Genomic DNA, 15,751 nt, shown 5'->3' on the forward strand with positions numbered 1-15,751 from the left:
TCGGCACTCCGGTTGTCGGTCCGGCCAACGTGCGGCCGCCGCTCACACGAGGTAGCGGCCGCCGTTGACGCTGAGGGTCTGCCCGGTCACGTACGCGGCCTCCTCGGACGCCAGATAGGCGACGGCGTGCGCGATGTCCTCGGGGCGCCCGGCGCGCTTCATCGGCATCGTCCTGGCCACCACGTCCGGGTCGAAGCCCTCGCGCAGCAGGGGTGTGTCGACGAAGCCGGGCGGCACGTTGTTGACGGTGATCCCCTTGGCGGCGTACTCGATGGCGAGGGCCTTGGTGAAGCCGATCACCCCGCCCTTCGACGCGGCGTAGTGCGAGAGGGCCGGGGCTCCCGTCTGGGCCGAGGAGGAGGAGATGTTGACGATGCGGCCCCAGCCGGCTTCGAGCATGTCGGGCACGAACGAACGGGTCACGAGGTACTGGCTCTTGAGATTGACCCGGATCATGCGGTCCCAGTCGTCCTCGCCGAGTTCGGTGAACGGCACGTACTTCGTGATGCCCGCGTTGTTGACCAGGACCGTGACCGGGCCCAGTTGCTCGCGGGTGCTCGCGGCCGAGGCCGCCACGGCGGCGCCGTCGGACACGTCCGTGGTGGTGGCGACCGCCTTGCCGCCCGCCTTTTGGATGGCCGCCGCCGTCTCCTCGGCGCCCTCCGTGTTCAGATCCCATACGGCCACCGACGCGCCCTGTTCGGCCAGGACGACGGCGATCGCGCGTCCCAGCCCGCGTCCGGCCCCGGTGACCACCGCGGTCCTGCCTGCCAGCGTCATCAGGTCTCCTCCTGATCGCGAGGTTCGAGTGCCTGTCGGGCCGCCTTCCGCGCGGCCATCGCACGGGGGAATCCCGCGTAACCCGAGGCGTGGTAGAGCACTTCGGCGATCTCGGTCTCCGAGAGCCCGTTGTTCCTGGCGATCCGCACATGGCTGGCGATTTCGTCCTCGCAGCCCAGGGCGATGAGCACGCCCAGCGTCACCAGGCTCCGGTCACGGCGTGCCAGCCCTTCGCGGGCCCACAGCTGTGCCCATACATTGATGAGGCCGATCTCCACGAGGTCCTCACCGATGAGTCCGTCGCGCAGGTCGGTCCGCTCGGGCGGCGCGGAGGAGGCGGCGACGGAGAACATCGTCTCCAGGCCCAGCCGCCGCAGGTCCGCGTCGCCGGTCACGATGCGACGCCTTGTTCGTGCCCCATATGGCTTCACCTCTCCCTGGTTCAGACGAGGAGACGGCGCCACGGCCCGGCACGGGCGGAACTCCTCGGCCGGTGCGTCGTCACCCGTGCAACTGCCCGACGTGTGCCGGCGCGACGGTCGCGTTTCACACGGGCCCGGACGCGGCAGATCCAGCAATCCAACAACACATCTGACATATATGCCTGGGTTAATTCAGGTAGCTGTTTCGGACCGTACGCCACGTGAGTGGGACTGAGCAATGCCCTCGACATCGCCCGGCGGACAACGCCGCGGACAACCCGGCGAGCAAGGGGAAGGCCCGACTCCGGCGGTCGGCCGCCGCAGGAAAGGAGGGCGGCGCAGGAGATCCGATTCCCGTTCCACTCACCGGAATCGCGCACTGCGCGGGCACCGGACGGTACGCACACTGAGGCAAGCCGTGAGACAACCGCCGAGGGGAACAGCATGCATGAACCGGGCACGAGCAGAAGGCCCGACCGGCACCTCGCCGTGGTGATCGGTGCCGGTGGACTGGGCACCGCGGTGGCCAGACGGCTCGGCCAGCGCTACCGCGTACTCGTCGCCGACATCGACGCGGGACGGGCGAAGGACATCGCCCGCACACTCTGCGACGAAGGCGGCGACGTCACGCCCACGCAGTGCGACGTCACCCTGCCCGAGTCCGTCGCGGCACTGGCCCGCACGGTGGAGGAGCACGGCGGATTCCGGGTGCTCGCCCATGTGGCCGGGCTGTCGCCGGTGGCGGGAGACTTCGAGCGGATCATCTCCGTCAACCTCACCGGACCGGCACTGGTCGCCCGCGCGCTGCTGCCGCAGGCGACCACCGGTACGGCCGCGATCCTGGTCTCCTCGCTCGCGGCCCACACCTTCCGGCCGAGCGAGTCCGTCGAGGAACTGCTGCGCGAGCCGGAGCACCCCGGGATCCCCGGACGGATCGCGGCGCAGCTGGAACCGGACGACCGCACCGGCGCGAGGGCGTACCAGATCTCCAAGTACGGCCTGCTGGGGCTCTGCCGCCGCGAGGCGCGGGCCTGGGGACGGCACGGTGCGCGGATCGTCTCCCTGTCACCCGGTCTCATCGCCACGCCCATGGGAGCGGTGGAGTTCCTGCACAGCCCGGTCAAGCGCCAGATGTACGAGCAGACCCCGCTCGCCCGCGAGGGAACCATGCTGGAGATCGCCGACATGGTGGAGTTCCTGGCGTCCGACCGGGCGTCGTTCGTCTCGGGTACGGACCTCCTGGTCGACGGCGGACTGGCGGGCACCCTGAACACCCTCTGACCGGGTACCGCGGCAGGGCCGGCGCCGGGTACCGCGATCGCGGTACGGCGACTGCCACGCACGCGGGACGTGGCTCCCGCTGCCTGCCTTTACCCTTCAAGTGTGAAGGCACGTATTGCGAATGTACGCGTGAAACGGCCGCCGGCCGCCGCATCCTGGATGCCCGCGCTGATCGCCGCCGTGCTCGGACTGCTCACCCTTCAGGTGGTCGGCCGTGACGACGCCGGAGCACTCGACGCCGGGCACGCGCTCCTCATCGTGGCCGGCGGCTGCGCGCTGCTCGTGCGGCGCCGCGCACCCCTGCCGACCCTCGCCGCGGTGCTGGTGCTCTCGGTCGTGAACCAGGCCGCGGGCGCCCCCGTCGAACGTCCTGATCCCGGCCATCTGCGTCGCGGTCTACACGCTCGCCCTGCGCACCGGCCGACGCGGCGCGTGGGCGACCGCCGCCCTCACCGCGGCCTGGGTCGCGGTGACCGTGCTCGTCTTCCCGTCCGGGCCCTTCGACCCGCAAAGGCTCGGCGCGGTCGCCTGGGCCGTCGCCGCCGCGGCGGTCGGTGACGCCGTGCGCAGCAGGCGTGACGTCGTCGCGGCCCTGCGCGAGCGGGCGGAGCGGGCCGAGCGCACGCGGGCCGAGGAGGCCGCGCGCCAGGTCGCCGAGGAACGCGTCCGCATCGCTCGCGACCTGCACGACATCGTCGCCCACCAGCTCACACTGATCCACGCGCAGGCCGGCGTCGGCGTCCACCTGGAGAACGCCGGAGTGCGGCGCGCCGAAGGACTGCTCGAGCAGATCCGCGACGGCGCCAAGGTCGCCCTGGCGGAACTGCGCACCACGGTCGGCATGCTCAGCCAGAGCACCGAGCCGGCCCACGAGCACCGGCCCACACCGGGCCTGTCCATGCTGAACGACCTCGCGAGGTCGTTCAGGCTCGCCGGGCTCCAGGTGGACGTGGTGCGGCGCGGCGAGCCGGGCAGACCGTCCGCGACGGTGGACGTCACGGCCTTCCGCATCCTCCAGGAGGCCTTGACCAATGTGCAGAAGCACGCCCACGTGGACAGGGCCGAGATCGAGCTGCGCTGGACGCCGGGCACCCTGGTGCTCAACGTGCGCAACGGACCTTCCCCCGGTTCGGCGCCCGTCGCCGCCGAGGGGACACACCGGGGGCTGCTGTCCATGAGGGAGCGCGCGACGGCCGTCGGGGGAACCTGCGAGGCCCGCCCCGCCCCCGGGGGCGGATATCTCGTGACGGCCGTGCTTCCGCTCCACGAGAGCGACCACGCGCGGACCCCGGTCGCCGCAGCGACGGTGACCCGGTGACGATTCGCGTGGTCCTGGCCGACGACCAGACCCTGTTGCGTGGCACCCTGCGGCTGCTGCTGGACAACAGCCCCGGCTACGAGGTCGTCGGGGAGGCCTCGGACGGCGACGAGGCAGTGGCCCTGGCGTGCGCCCACACGCCCGACGTGGTGCTCATGGACATCCGGATGCCCCGCACGGACGGACTCCGGGCGACGCGCTCGATCCGCGCCGACCCCGCGCTCGCCGATGTGAAGATCCTCGTACTCACCACGTTCGAGACCGAACAGTACGTGGCCGACGCGATGCTGGCCGGAGCCAACGGCTTCATCGGCAAGGGCACCGACCCGCCCGAGCTGCTCGCGGCCATCGAGACGGTGGCCCGCGGGGACGTGGCCCTGTCCGCCACGGCGGCACTCGGCCTGGTGAAGCGGTTCCAGGCGCAGCAGCACACACCGCCGCCGACCACACCGGGACAACTCGCCGGACTGACCCCCCGCGAACGGGAAATGATCACCCTGGTGGCCAAGGGGCTGTCCAACGCCGACATCGCCCAGATCCTGCATCTGAGCCGGCACACGGTGAAGACGCACGTCAACCGCGCCATGGTCAAACTGGGAGTGAGCGAGCGCGCGCAGCTCGTGGTCATCGCGTACGAGTGCGGCCTGGTGAAGCCGGGCAGCCACCCGCATCCGCAGTAGGCCCCGAACCCGGGTACCGCCCGCGCGGTACCCGGGTTCCATGCGTCAGGGCGACGCGGGCGAGGGGCCACGACCAGCAGGGTAGGAGCCTGCCCCCAACGGTGGGGGCATCGTCACCTCCCGGTCCTACGGAATGAGAACCACGCCGATGTCCTGGCTGACCAGGATCAGCATCGCCAATCGAAAACTGGCGGCGCTGCTCACCCTTCTCGTTGTCGCTCTCGGCGTTTACGCCATCCCGTCGATCAAGCAACAGCTGATCCCCAACCTTTCGTTCCCGATGGTCACGGTGGCCGCGTCCTACCCGGGCGCCTCTCCCGAAGTGGTGGAGAGCCAGGTCGCCGTGCCGATCGAGGACGCCGTCAAGTCCCTGGACGGCGTGGAAAGCGTCTCCTCGACCTCGCGTCAGGGATCCGCCCTGGTGGTCCTCCGGCTCGACTTCAAGGCGGACATCGACGACAGCGCCCAGAAGGCGCAGCAGGCGGTGTCGAAGATCTCGGCCGGGCTGCCCCAGGGCGTGGACCCCGAGGTGACGACCGGCAGCACGGACGACCAGCCGACGGTTGTCCTCGCCGCCACCTCGGGCGCGTCCCAGCAGACCCTGGCGACCGCCCTGAACGACGAGGCCGTCCCCGAGCTGAAGCAGGTCGACGGCGTCAACGACGTCACCGTGTCGGGCGCACGTGACCAGGTCGTCACGGTGACCCCGGACACCGCGGCCATGAAAGCGGCCGGTCTGAGCACACAGGACCTCGCCGGCGCCCTGTCCGGCCTCGGGACGCACGCGGCCGGCTCCGTCACCGGCGACAAGGAGTCGCTGAGCGTCTCCGTACCCGAGAACGTGACCAGCCTGGACGCGATCAAGAAGCTGTGGGTGACCTCGGCCGCGAGCGCCACGTCCGGTACCGGGGCCCCCGTCCGGCTCGGGGACCTCGCCTCGGTCGAGCTGGCCGACGCGGAGGCGACCTCGCTCACCCGCACCGACGGCAGGCCCAGCCTGGGCGTCAGCGTGACCATGGACCACGACGGCAGCGCCGCGTCCATCTCCAAGGACGTGCGCGGACTCATTCCCGGCCTGGAGAAGAAGCTCGGCGACCAGGCTCGGCTGACGATCGTCTCGGACGCCGGTCCCCAGGTCAGCAACTCCGTGGACGGACTGCTCAAGGAGGGACTGCTCGGCCTGGTCATGGCCGTCCTCGTGATCGTCCTGTTCTTGCGCTCGGCACGCTCCACGATGGTCACGGCGATCTCGATCCCGCTGTCCCTCGTGATCGCGCTGATCGTGCTCTGGGCCCGCGACTACAGCCTCAACATGCTGACCCTCGGAGGCCTCAGCATCGCCGTCGGACGGGTCGTCGACGACTCGATCGTCGTGCTGGAGAACATCAAGCGCCACCTCGGCTACGGCGAGGAGCGCAACCGCGCCATCATCGGAGCGGTGCGCGAGGTGGCCTCCGCGGTCACCGCCTCCACACTCACCACGGTCGCCGTCTTCCTGCCGATCGCCTTCGTCTCCGGCCTGGTCGGCGAACTCTTCGGCCCCTTCGCCGTCACCGTGACGGTGGCCATGCTGGCCTCGCTCGTGGTGTCGCTGACCATCGTGCCGGTGCTCGCGTACTGGTTCCTCAAGGCCCCCGCCGGCGTCGACTCCGCCGATCCCGAGGAGTTCCGCAGGCGGGTCGAGGCCGAAGAGCGCAACGGCCGCCTGCAACGCTGGTACCTGCCGGTCATCACCTGGTCGCTGCGCCGCCGCCGTACGGTGCTGGCCGGTGCCCTCGCCCTGCTGGTACTCACCCTGGGCATGACGACCGTGCTGAAGACCAGCTTCCTCGGCGGATCCGACGCCACCAGCCTGCGGCTGACCCAGAAGCTGGCGCCCGGCAGCAGCCTGGCCGCCACGGACGCCGCGGCCAGGCAGGTGGAGAAGATCATCGCCGACACGGACGGCGTGTCCGTCTACCAGGTGACCGCCGGAAGCCTCAGCACCAAGGGTTCGAGCAGTGCCAACGGCACCGGGGCGTCGACCGCGACGTACACCGTCGTGCTCGACGACGGCGCCGACGCCGACAAGCTGCAGAAGAGCCTGGAGGAGCGCCTCGACAAGCTGAACGGCGCGGGTGACTTCACCTTCGCGGCCGGCGGCGGCGTGGGCGGCGGCGATGTCGCGGTCAGCGTGCAGGCCGACGACTCCACCGTGCTGCGCACCGCGACCGACCGGATCCAGCAGGCGCTGGGCAAGGTCGACCAGGTCACCCAGGTCACCAGCGACCTCGCCGAGAGCGCCGCGCAGATCAGCGTCGTCCCCAAGGGCGAGGCCGCCGCCGAGCACGGTCTGACCGGCGCCACCCTGGCCAGCGCGGTCAACGAGGCCCTCCAGGGAACGAACGCCGCGCAGGTGGTCCTCGACGGTCAGCAGCGCGATGTCGTCGTCAAGACCTCGGGGGACACCCCCGACTCGCCGGCGGCCCTGCAGAATCTGGACATCCTCACCCCCGCCGGTTCCGTACGGCTCGGTGATGTCGCCACCATCAGCCGCACCGAGGCCCCGGCGGAGCGGACCCGCACCGACGGGCAGCAGACCACCATCGTCTCCGCCGTCCCCGCCGGCGACGACACCGGAGCGGCCAGCTCCGCCGTCGAGAAGGCCCTGGACAAGGTGGACCTGCCGGCCGGCGCCACCTACTCCATGGGCGGTGTCACCAGCGACCAGAGCGAGGCGTTCTCCCAGCTCGGACTGGCCATGGTCGCCGCCGTCGCCCTGGTGTTCCTCCTGCTGATCGGCGTCTTCCGGAGCATCCGCCAGACACTGGTACTGCTCGTCTCCATCCCGTTCGCCGCGACCGGCGCGATCCTCCTGCTGCTCGTCACCGGCACCCCGCTCGGCATCGCCTCGCTGATCGGCATGCTGATGCTGATCGGCATCGTGGTCACCAACGCCGTCGTCCTCGTCGACCTGGTGAACCAGTACCGCGAGCAGGGCATGAGCGTCGCCGAGGCCGTGGTCGAGGGCGGACTGCGCCGGCTGAGGCCCATCGTCATGACGGCCCTCGCCACGATCTTCGCCCTGATCCCCATGGCGCTCGGCATCACCGAGGCGGGCGGATTCATCTCCGAGCCGCTCGCCGTCGTGGTCATCGGCGGCCTGATCAGCTCCACCCTGCTCACCCTGGTGCTGATCCCCACCCTGTACACCATGGTGGAGACGCGTCGCGAGCGGCGCCGGCACAAGGGAGGGGACGAGCGGGCACCCGAGGCGGAGCAGTCCGGCACGCGGACCGCGGTCCCGGTGCACTGACCCGACCGGGGGACGACCTGTGAGGCTCATGGTCTGCGCCGCACCCGCGGGGCAGACCATGAGCCGTCGGCGGCCGGAACCCCGGCACACCCCCGCCCGCGCGTGTTCCCACGCGGTCACCCCGCCGCAGAAGTGGTCCGCCCAGTGGGACACCGGCCTCGGCACCGGGGCCCGTCGCTGTAGCTTTTCGCGAGCCGTGACTCCCCGGTGCGGTCGGCACCTCGCAACGGCCAGGGGGAGACCTGGTGCCCACTCTCGGACCGGAAGGACCCCACGATGAAGTCCGCCATCTACAACGGGCCGCTCGACATCACCGTCACGGAGCTGGAGACACCTGCCTGCGGCCCGCGCGACGTGCTGCTGCGCAATCTGCACGCCGGCATCTGCGGCTCGGACGTGTCGGTCTTCCGCCACGGTCCCGGGGCGCATCAGATCCTGAAGGGCGAGCAGTTCGGCCACGAGGTCGTGTCGGAGATCGCCGAGGTGGGCAGCGAGGTGACCGGCCTGTCCGTCGGCGACCGCGTCTACCCCTACCCCCTGCTGGCCAAGGGCGACCCCGGCCGCGCCGGATGCCTCGGCGGGTTCTCCGAGTACATCCTCGTCCCGAACTGCCGGGAGGGCGAGCAGGTGTTCAAGATCAGCGACCTGATCCCGACGCCCGTGGCCGGACTGATCGAGCCGTTCACGGTGGGACACCACGCCGTGCGCCGCTGCCGTCCGAAGCAGGGGGAGAAGGCCATCGTCTTCGGCGCCGGCACCATCGGGATCGCCGCCGCGGTGGCGCTGAAGAGCTTCGGCGCCGCGGAGGTCATGGTGGTGGACCTGTCCGACTTCCGGCTGGAGAAGGCCGCCGGTCTCGGCTTCGTGACCTGCAACTCGGGCCGGGAGGACCTGCGGCGCCGGGCCGGTGAGGTGTTCGGCGAGGTGACCACGCTGCTCGGGACCTTCCCCAACGTCGACATCTACGTCGAGGCGGCCGGGCCCGACGAGCTGCTGGCCACGATCCAGTCCATGGCGAAGTCCGGTGCCCGCATCGGCGCCGTCGCCGTCCATCCCAAGCCGGTCGCCATCGACATGGTCCGGCTGGCCTACGGCGAGCAGGAGATCGTCGGACCGGGCGGCTACCGGCCCGAGGACGTCGTCAACGTCATGAAGATCATGGAGAGCGGACGGTTCGACCTGGCCTCCATCATCACCCACACCTTCGAACTCGACCGGATCGTCGAGGCGATCGAGACGGCCGGTGACCGCGAGTCCGCCCTGCACGTGGCCATCGCCTACTGACGCGTTCCCCGGATGCCCCGCCCGGCCCCGCGGGGCCGGGCGCATCACGTGCGACGCAGCACCCCCCCCGGCCGGAGCACGCACCGCTCGGCCCGCGCCGGAACGAAGGCAAGGAAGGATCAGGGAAGTGACGAAGACCCTAGGACTCATCGGAGCCGGACGGATCGGCGGGGCGCTGGCCCGGCTGGCGCTCGCCGCCGGGCTGCGCGTGGTCGTGAGCAACTCCCGCGGCCCGCAGACGCTCGCCGACACGGTGGCGCAGTGGGGAGAGGGCGCCAGGGCGGCGGGGGTGCTCGACGCGGCGCGGGAGGGCGACATCGTGGTGGCCACCATTCCGCTCGGCGCCCACCGGCAGCTTCCCGCCGACGCCCTCGCTGGCAAGACCGTGCTGGACACCATGAACTACTACCCCGAACGGGACGGCTCCATCGCGGAGTTGGACTCCGGCGAGCTGACCTCCAGTGAACTGGTGCAGCGTCACCTTCCCGAGTCGCGGGTGGTCAAGGCGTGCAACAACATCGACTTCCGTCGGCTGGAGATCCTGGCCAGGCCGGCCGGCGCCGCCGACCGCAGCGCGCTGCCCGTGGCCGGCGACGACCGGGCGGCCAAGGAGGAGGCCGTCCGGCTGCTCGACGTCCTCGGCTACGACACGGTCGACCTCGGCTCCCTGTCCGAGAGCTGGCGCAGCGAGCCGAACACGGCCGTCTACGTGCAGCCGTACCTGCCCAAGCGCCCGGCGGACCTGACCGGGGAGGAGGACATCATGAAGTGGTTCATGGACTGCCCCGGTGCCCCGCTCTCCGTCGAACGGCTGGCCGCCCTCCTGCGCGACGCGACGCGTCAGTCACCCGCCGACGCACGGGAACGACTCGGCTGACGACCGCCACCGCCACGCCCGCGCACCCCACGGACCGGGCCACCGGCCCCGTCATGACCCCCGATCCGTCACGCGACGTACTCACCGAAGGCATGACAACATGCGGACACTCAGTCTGGGCCACGCCCTGGTCGACCGGGTCGAGGAGCACACACTGCCGGTCTCCCTCACCTTCCTGACCGGCGACGAGGCTCTCATCGCACGGCGTGTGGACCCCCTGCCCGGCGGCTTCCTGGACCGCGAGACCATGAACTTCCAGTTCTCCAACCATAGTTGGGTGCTGCGGGTGGACGGCCGCACGGTACTGGTCGACCCGTGCACCGGCAACGGCCGTACCGGCCGGGGCCCTTACTTCGACGGACTGGACGTGCCCTATCTGGACCGGCTCGCGGCGGCGGGAGTGTCGCCAGAGTCGGTCGACGTCGTCTTCTGCACCCACTTCCACCACGACCACTGCGGCTGGAACACCCGGCTGAGCGACGGAGAATGGGTGCCCACCTTCGCCAACGCGGAGTACGTGTTCGCCGAGGAGGAGTACCGGCGGTGGGACACGGCGAGGCCGCCGCACTCCAACGACTTCAGTCCCAACGTCTTCGACGAGTGCGTACGCCCCGTCGCCGAGGCGGGCCTCGCCAGGGTCGTCCCGCTGCCGTACCGGATCTCGCCGAGCCTGACCGTGGAACCCGCACCCGGCCACACGCTCGGGCACGCGGTGCTGCGGCTCGAATCCGACGGCGTACGGGCGTACTTCACCGGAGACGCCTTCCACCACCCGGTCCAGCTGACCCGCCCCGAACTGCACCTGCCGGGCTGCGACGACCTGCCGACGGCCGTCGAGACCCGGCGCGCACTCGTGCGACGCGCACTGGACGAGGACGCGTTCCTCTTCCCCGCCCACTTCTCGGCACCCCATTACGGCCGCCTCGCCCTGGACCGCGACGAGGTCTGCTTCGTGCCGGGCGGCGCGGTCCACGCCACGGTCGGCTGACCGGCCGGACCGTGGCATCCGGTCCGCACCACCACCCTCCGACCTGTGGAAGGACGCGATGATGGCGTTGGAACGCCTCACCCCGAACGGGGCGAGACAGAGATTGCGGAGAATGAGGATCCTGGGGCCCGGCCTGGTGCTCGCCCTGCTCCTGCCGGTGTCCCTGAGCGCGCAGTCCCACGCGGCGGCGGACACCGCGAGCCGGCCCGGCGACCGGGGGATCACCCAGGTCAACGTCACGAACTCGGCGGATCGTGTCAACGGCCAGCCGGTGGTCGCCGTCAACCCCCGCGACCCCAGGAACCTGGTGTACACGTCGTCGGACCACGTGGGCGGCGCGACACTCGACGAACTGAACTGCTACGCCGCCTACTCCCGTGACGGGGGCGCGACATGGACGCGCGTGCCCTGGCCGCTCGGTGATCGTCCCCAGTGCGGAGACCCGTACCTGGCGGTCGATTCGCGCGGGATCTTCTATCTGGCCTTCAACCGGCTGGGCTGCCCCGACGATCCGAGCGGGCCGCCGAACGGCACCTGCGACGGCGTGCCCAACCGGGTGGCCGTGGCCCGCTCCCTGGACGGCGGCCGCACCTGGTCGGATCCGGTGGACACACCGGTCGCCCGCGGCACCACTCCGCGACTGCGGGTGGACACGGCCACCGACAACGTCTACGTGGTCGGAGGCGTGGGCGACCCCAGCCCCGCCGGGGTCTCGGTCAGCAAGGACCACGGCCGCACCTGGAGTGCCTTCGGCCAGTTGCCCGCGCAGCCCTTCAGCAACCAGGTCGGCGTCCACCGCGGGGTCCTCGCCACGGCGACCGCGATGAGGGTCGTCGACGGGACGCGGGTCGAGCCGACCGACGTGACCTTCCACGTCAGCGTGGACCGGGGGCGCACCTTCACCTCCCGCCCGGTGACCGACCGGCACGGCAGGCCGGTGGCACCGCCCTCGGGACCCCTGGTGCCCGACAACCAGAACCTCGTGGCGACCGATCCCGTCCCGTGGGTCACCGCCGACCCCACGCGCACCGGAAGGTTCGCGATCATGGTTCCGCGCGGGGAGCGGCTCGCGGTGTACGTCACCCCCGACGCGGGCCGCAGCTGGACCGGACCCGCCGTGATCGACACGCCGGGAGTCTCGGGCTCCTCCAAGCCCTGGATCGAGTACGGTCCGACCGGCAACCTGGGCGTCATGTGGCGCACGGTCACCGGCGGGATCGTCGATGTGTACGCCGCCGTCTCCTTCGACCGGGGCAGGTCGTTCGGCCCGGTCGTGAAGGCCGACCGCACCAGCCTCGCGTACACCTTCGACGGCAACGGGGGCGACGAGTGGTCGCGCATCCTGCTGCACGGCAAGTACGTCTACGTCACCTGGGCGGGTTCGGGGACGGGCGGTGACATCGACGGGATCGTGAGCAGAGTGCCGCTCTCACGGTTCCGGTGAGAAGCGACGCGCTCCAAGATCAGCCGCCATGACCGAGCACGACCAGGCGTGACCCACAACGAGACACGGCCGTCCGGAGAATCCGGGCGGCCGTGTTTTGGTGTGCTCGCACGACGTACCCGGACCGGCGCGGAAGCAATTGTCATACAACTCTGATCCCTCGCCGCCGCGGTCGTGTTCTTTGTACAGGCTTTCCACGTACGTGTCTTGCTGATGGATGTCACGAGGGTTACGTTCCCCTCAGTTCTTGTCGGACAATCTCGGTGGCTTCGGCGAACCGGGGCTGTCCAAAGGCGAGTTCCGTCGCATGTGGTTCCGCGTGCCGTCAAGGGGCCCGTGGTGATCAGCCGCATGCGCGCACCCATCCACCGCACAGCCGATGCGCCAGGCCGCTCCCTCGCACGGGGCGTGGCCGAGGAGACGAAGATGTCGACCAACAAGCGCGCTCCACAGGCGGAAGCCCTCCGCTTCGAGGACGTGACCCTGGAGTTCCCCGGCAGCCACCGGCCCGCCATCCAGGACGTGTCGTTCCAGATCGAACGCGGCACGTCCGTCGCCGTGATCGGACCCAGCGGCTGTGGGAAGAGCACCTTGCTCAACCTGGCCGCGGGCCTGCTCAGCCCGTCCGAGGGCAGGGTCTACTTCGGCGGCGAGGAGGTCACCGCCGTCAACTCCGACGCCGCGTACGTGACCCAGCAGACGGATCTGCTGCCCTGGCTGACCGTCAAGGCCAACATCGGCCTGGCCCTGAAGTTCCGCAAGGTGCCGAAGGCGGAGCGGGAGGAACGCATCGCCCACTGGATCGGCGTGGTCGGTCTGACCGGGTTCGAGGACCACTATCCACGTGAGCTGTCCGGCGGCATGCGCAAACGCTGTGCGATCGCCCGTGCGCTGATCTACGAGCCCTCCATCGTGCTGATGGACGAACCCTTCGGTCCGCTGGACGCCATCACCCGGCTGGGCCTCCAGCAGGAGCTGCTCAACCTCTGGGAGCAGCAGAAGGGCACGCTGGTCTTCGTCACGCACGACCTCAACGAGGCCATCTACCTGGCCGACCAGGTGGTCGTGATGTCCGAGGGCCCCGGCACCGTCCGGCGCGTCCTCCCCATCCCCTTCGGGCGTCCGCGCACCATCGGCTCCCTCATCGAGTCGCACGAGTTCTCGGAGCTGTACAACGACCTGTGGAGCCTGTTCAAGTCCGACGTGAGGGCGCCCGACGCCGCATAGCCGGGCGCGGTCGGACCGATGCCCGACCGCCGACGCGAGAAGACACGAGAAGCCACGAGCAGAAGAGAGAGGAGGCAGTGATGGGACTGCGCGAACGCGGTGCCGCGCCCACCCGCGAACCGGCGGAGTGGACGCCCGACCTGCTCGCCAAGGTGGAGTGGCGCCGCAAGGCGGCCGAGGAGCCGTTCCGCGGGCTGGCCACGTCCGACGGCGTGCGCCCGGGGCTGTTCCCGCTGACCGGCACCGGCGCCGACACCACCGCAATCCGCCGAGCGGCCGAGGCCTACCTGGGCCGGCTCGGCCCGAAGGAACTGTCCGGGGCACGCTTCCCCATGGACGACGTGACATGGCGGCACTGGGCCAACGGGGCACGCTACTTCCTGCGCCACGGCCTGTGTCTGGAGGACCTCGACGACACCAGGCGGCAGCTCGCCCTGGACCTCGTCGCCGCCAGCCTCAGCGAGGCCGGCCACCAGCAGGTCCTCGATCTGATGCGCCTGAACCTGACGATCGGCGAGCTGCGCGGCGAGACCGACATGCTCAACGAGTGGATGTACTGGTTCAGCGTCTACGGCGATCCCGGCGGCGACGCACCGTTCGGCTGGCAGCTCGACGGCCACCACGTGAACGTCAACTGCGCGATCGTAGGCGACCACATGGTGCTCACGCCCACCTTCCTCGGCGCCGAACCGGTCATCGACGTGTCCGGGAAGTACGCGGGGACCACCGCCTTCCGGCGCGAGGAAGCGGCGGCGGCGGAGCTGTTCGCCGGCCTCTCCGCACCGCAGCGGGCACAAGCGGTGATCGGCGACGCCATGCCCGAGGAACTGTTCGCCGGTGCCTTCCGCGACAACTTCGAGCTGAACTACGAGGGCGTACGGCTCGCCGAACTGACCACCGGGCAGCGCCGCGCGGCACGGGAACTGATCGGCCTCTACACCGGCCGGGCCAACCCCGGGCACGCCGCCGTGCGCATGGACGAGGTCCTCGCACACGAGGGCGACACGTACTTCGCCTGGGCCGGCGACCCGGACGGCGTCTTCTACTACCGCGTCCACAGCCCCGTGATCCTCGTCGAGTTCGAGCACATGGCCGGCGTGATGTTCGACAACGACGTGCCCAGCCGGCGCCACATCCACACCGTGGTGCGCACCCCCAACGGCAACGACTACGGCGTCGACCTGCTGCGCCAGCACCACGAACGCCACCACGCGAGGAGGAAGCAGTCATGAAGGTGGTTCTGGGCCGCGACGATCTCGCGGAGGCGGCCGAAGCCGCCGTCGAGGGCGCCGGGACGCCGTTCGAACGCCTCGCGATCCGGCCGGTCCACAAGGCCTCGCGCGGTTTCGTCGACGGCGACGGGCCCGACCTGTGCGAACTCGCCGTCGTCACCCTGCTCCAGGCCGTCGCCCAGGACCGGCCCGTCCTGCTGCTGCCGGTCACCGCTCTGGGCCGCGACCAGCACCAGACGCTCGTCACCCTGGGCGGGCTGACCGTGGCGGACGTTGAGGGCCGCAGCGTCGGGGTCCGCGCCTGGAGCCAGACCACCGGCGTATGGGTACGCGGCTTCCTCACCGAGCAGTACGGCGTCGACCTGCGCGAGGTCGACTGGCGGACCTATGAGGGCGCCCACGTCGACGGCTACGAGGACCCGTCCTGGGTCACCCGCGCGCCCGAGGGCGCCAAGCTGCCGGCGGACTTCCTCGCCGGCCGCGTCGACTTCGCAGTCATGGGAAACGAACTGCCCGCCGACGACCGCATCCGAACCGCCGTCGCGGACGCGCGCACGGTGGCCGCCCAGTGGGCGGCGCGCACCGGCTTCACGCCCGTCAACCATGTCGTCGGCATCACCGAGGAAGCCGCCCGAAAGAACCCGGCCGCGATCCTGGCCGCCTACGACGCGATGTCCAAGGCCGCGCTCGCGGCCCCGACCGCCGCCGTCGACCCCGCCGGGTTCGCCGGGCTGCGCGGCCCGGTGACCCGTGCCGCCGCCTACGCGCTGGAGCAGGAGGTCGTGGCCCGCCCCGTCGAGTTCGACGAACTGGTCGAGCGGACCTGCGCGGCCCTGGGCGTCCCCGCCTCCCGCCTCGGCGGCTGACACGGGCACCGGCAGGGCCCCTTCCCCGAACGGATCGCGTTCCGCGGAGCGCGGCAG

Annotated in this window: 13 protein-coding genes; 11 read left to right on the top strand and 2 right to left on the bottom strand. The window is 70.8% G+C overall.

The genetic code is table 11. From position 1 onward, the window contains the following. Nucleotides 1-42: 42 nt before the first annotated feature. Nucleotides 43-780 (bottom strand): SDR family NAD(P)-dependent oxidoreductase, encoded by a 738-nt coding sequence (locus AC4IHM_RS32585; protein WP_490870563.1) that lies wholly within the window; start codon nt 778-780, stop codon nt 43-45. Then, nucleotides 780-1,175 carry a carboxymuconolactone decarboxylase family protein gene (locus tag AC4IHM_RS32590; RefSeq protein ID WP_490870564.1) on the bottom strand — a complete coding sequence of 132 codons (396 nt, stop codon included), beginning with the start codon at nt 1,173-1,175 and terminating at the stop codon, nt 780-782. The genes AC4IHM_RS32585 and AC4IHM_RS32590 overlap by 1 nt, the downstream gene beginning before the upstream one ends. Nucleotides 1,176-1,646: 471 nt before the next feature. Here AC4IHM_RS32590 and AC4IHM_RS32595 point away from each other — a divergent pair, with 471 nt between their 5' ends. The 11 genes from AC4IHM_RS32595 to AC4IHM_RS32645 all read left to right on the top strand — a co-directional run bounded on the left by AC4IHM_RS32595 (nt 1,647) and on the right by AC4IHM_RS32645 (nt 15,694). After that, entirely contained in the window at nt 1,647-2,483 is an 837-nt protein-coding gene (locus AC4IHM_RS32595) for an SDR family oxidoreductase (protein ID WP_490870565.1), read from the top strand. Between the two features lie 469 nt (nt 2,484-2,952). Further along, nucleotides 2,953-3,801 (top strand): sensor histidine kinase, encoded by an 849-nt coding sequence (locus tag AC4IHM_RS32600; protein ID WP_490870566.1) that lies wholly within the window; start codon nt 2,953-2,955, stop codon nt 3,799-3,801. Next, on the top strand, nt 3,798-4,481 hold the full coding sequence (locus AC4IHM_RS32605) for a response regulator (protein WP_490870567.1): 684 nt from the start codon (nt 3,798-3,800) through the stop codon (nt 4,479-4,481). The genes AC4IHM_RS32600 and AC4IHM_RS32605 overlap by 4 nt, the downstream gene beginning before the upstream one ends. Nucleotides 4,482-4,629: 148 nt before the next feature. After that, entirely contained in the window at nt 4,630-7,776 is a 3,147-nt protein-coding gene (locus tag AC4IHM_RS32610; RefSeq protein WP_490870568.1) for an efflux RND transporter permease subunit, read from the top strand. 276 nt (nt 7,777-8,052) lie between these two features. Beyond that, complete coding sequence (locus AC4IHM_RS32615; protein ID WP_490870569.1) at nt 8,053-9,060, top strand: zinc-dependent alcohol dehydrogenase; 1,008 nt, start codon at nt 8,053-8,055, stop codon at nt 9,058-9,060. Nucleotides 9,061-9,187: 127 nt separating this feature from the next. Continuing rightward, nucleotides 9,188-9,937, top strand: coding sequence for an NADPH-dependent F420 reductase (locus AC4IHM_RS32620; RefSeq protein ID WP_490870570.1), 750 nt, complete (start codon nt 9,188-9,190; stop codon nt 9,935-9,937). Nucleotides 9,938-10,037: 100 nt separating this feature from the next. Then, complete coding sequence (locus AC4IHM_RS32625) at nt 10,038-10,925, top strand: MBL fold metallo-hydrolase (protein ID WP_490870571.1); 888 nt, start codon at nt 10,038-10,040, stop codon at nt 10,923-10,925. Between the two features lie 112 nt (nt 10,926-11,037). Continuing rightward, complete coding sequence (locus AC4IHM_RS32630; RefSeq protein ID WP_490870572.1) at nt 11,038-12,369, top strand: sialidase family protein; 1,332 nt, start codon at nt 11,038-11,040, stop codon at nt 12,367-12,369. Nucleotides 12,370-12,795: 426 nt separating this feature from the next. Then, nucleotides 12,796-13,596 (top strand): ABC transporter ATP-binding protein, encoded by an 801-nt coding sequence (locus AC4IHM_RS32635; RefSeq protein ID WP_490870573.1) that lies wholly within the window; start codon nt 12,796-12,798, stop codon nt 13,594-13,596. 80 nt (nt 13,597-13,676) lie between these two features. Continuing rightward, nucleotides 13,677-14,828, top strand: coding sequence for a DUF3500 domain-containing protein (locus tag AC4IHM_RS32640; RefSeq protein ID WP_490870574.1), 1,152 nt, complete (start codon nt 13,677-13,679; stop codon nt 14,826-14,828). Further along, complete coding sequence (locus tag AC4IHM_RS32645) at nt 14,825-15,694, top strand: hypothetical protein (protein ID WP_490870575.1); 870 nt, start codon at nt 14,825-14,827, stop codon at nt 15,692-15,694. Before AC4IHM_RS32640 ends, AC4IHM_RS32645 begins: the two co-directional genes overlap by 4 nt. The last annotated feature ends 57 nt before the right edge of the window (nt 15,695-15,751 follow it).

Source organism: Streptomyces sp. SL06, assembly GCF_058244745.1.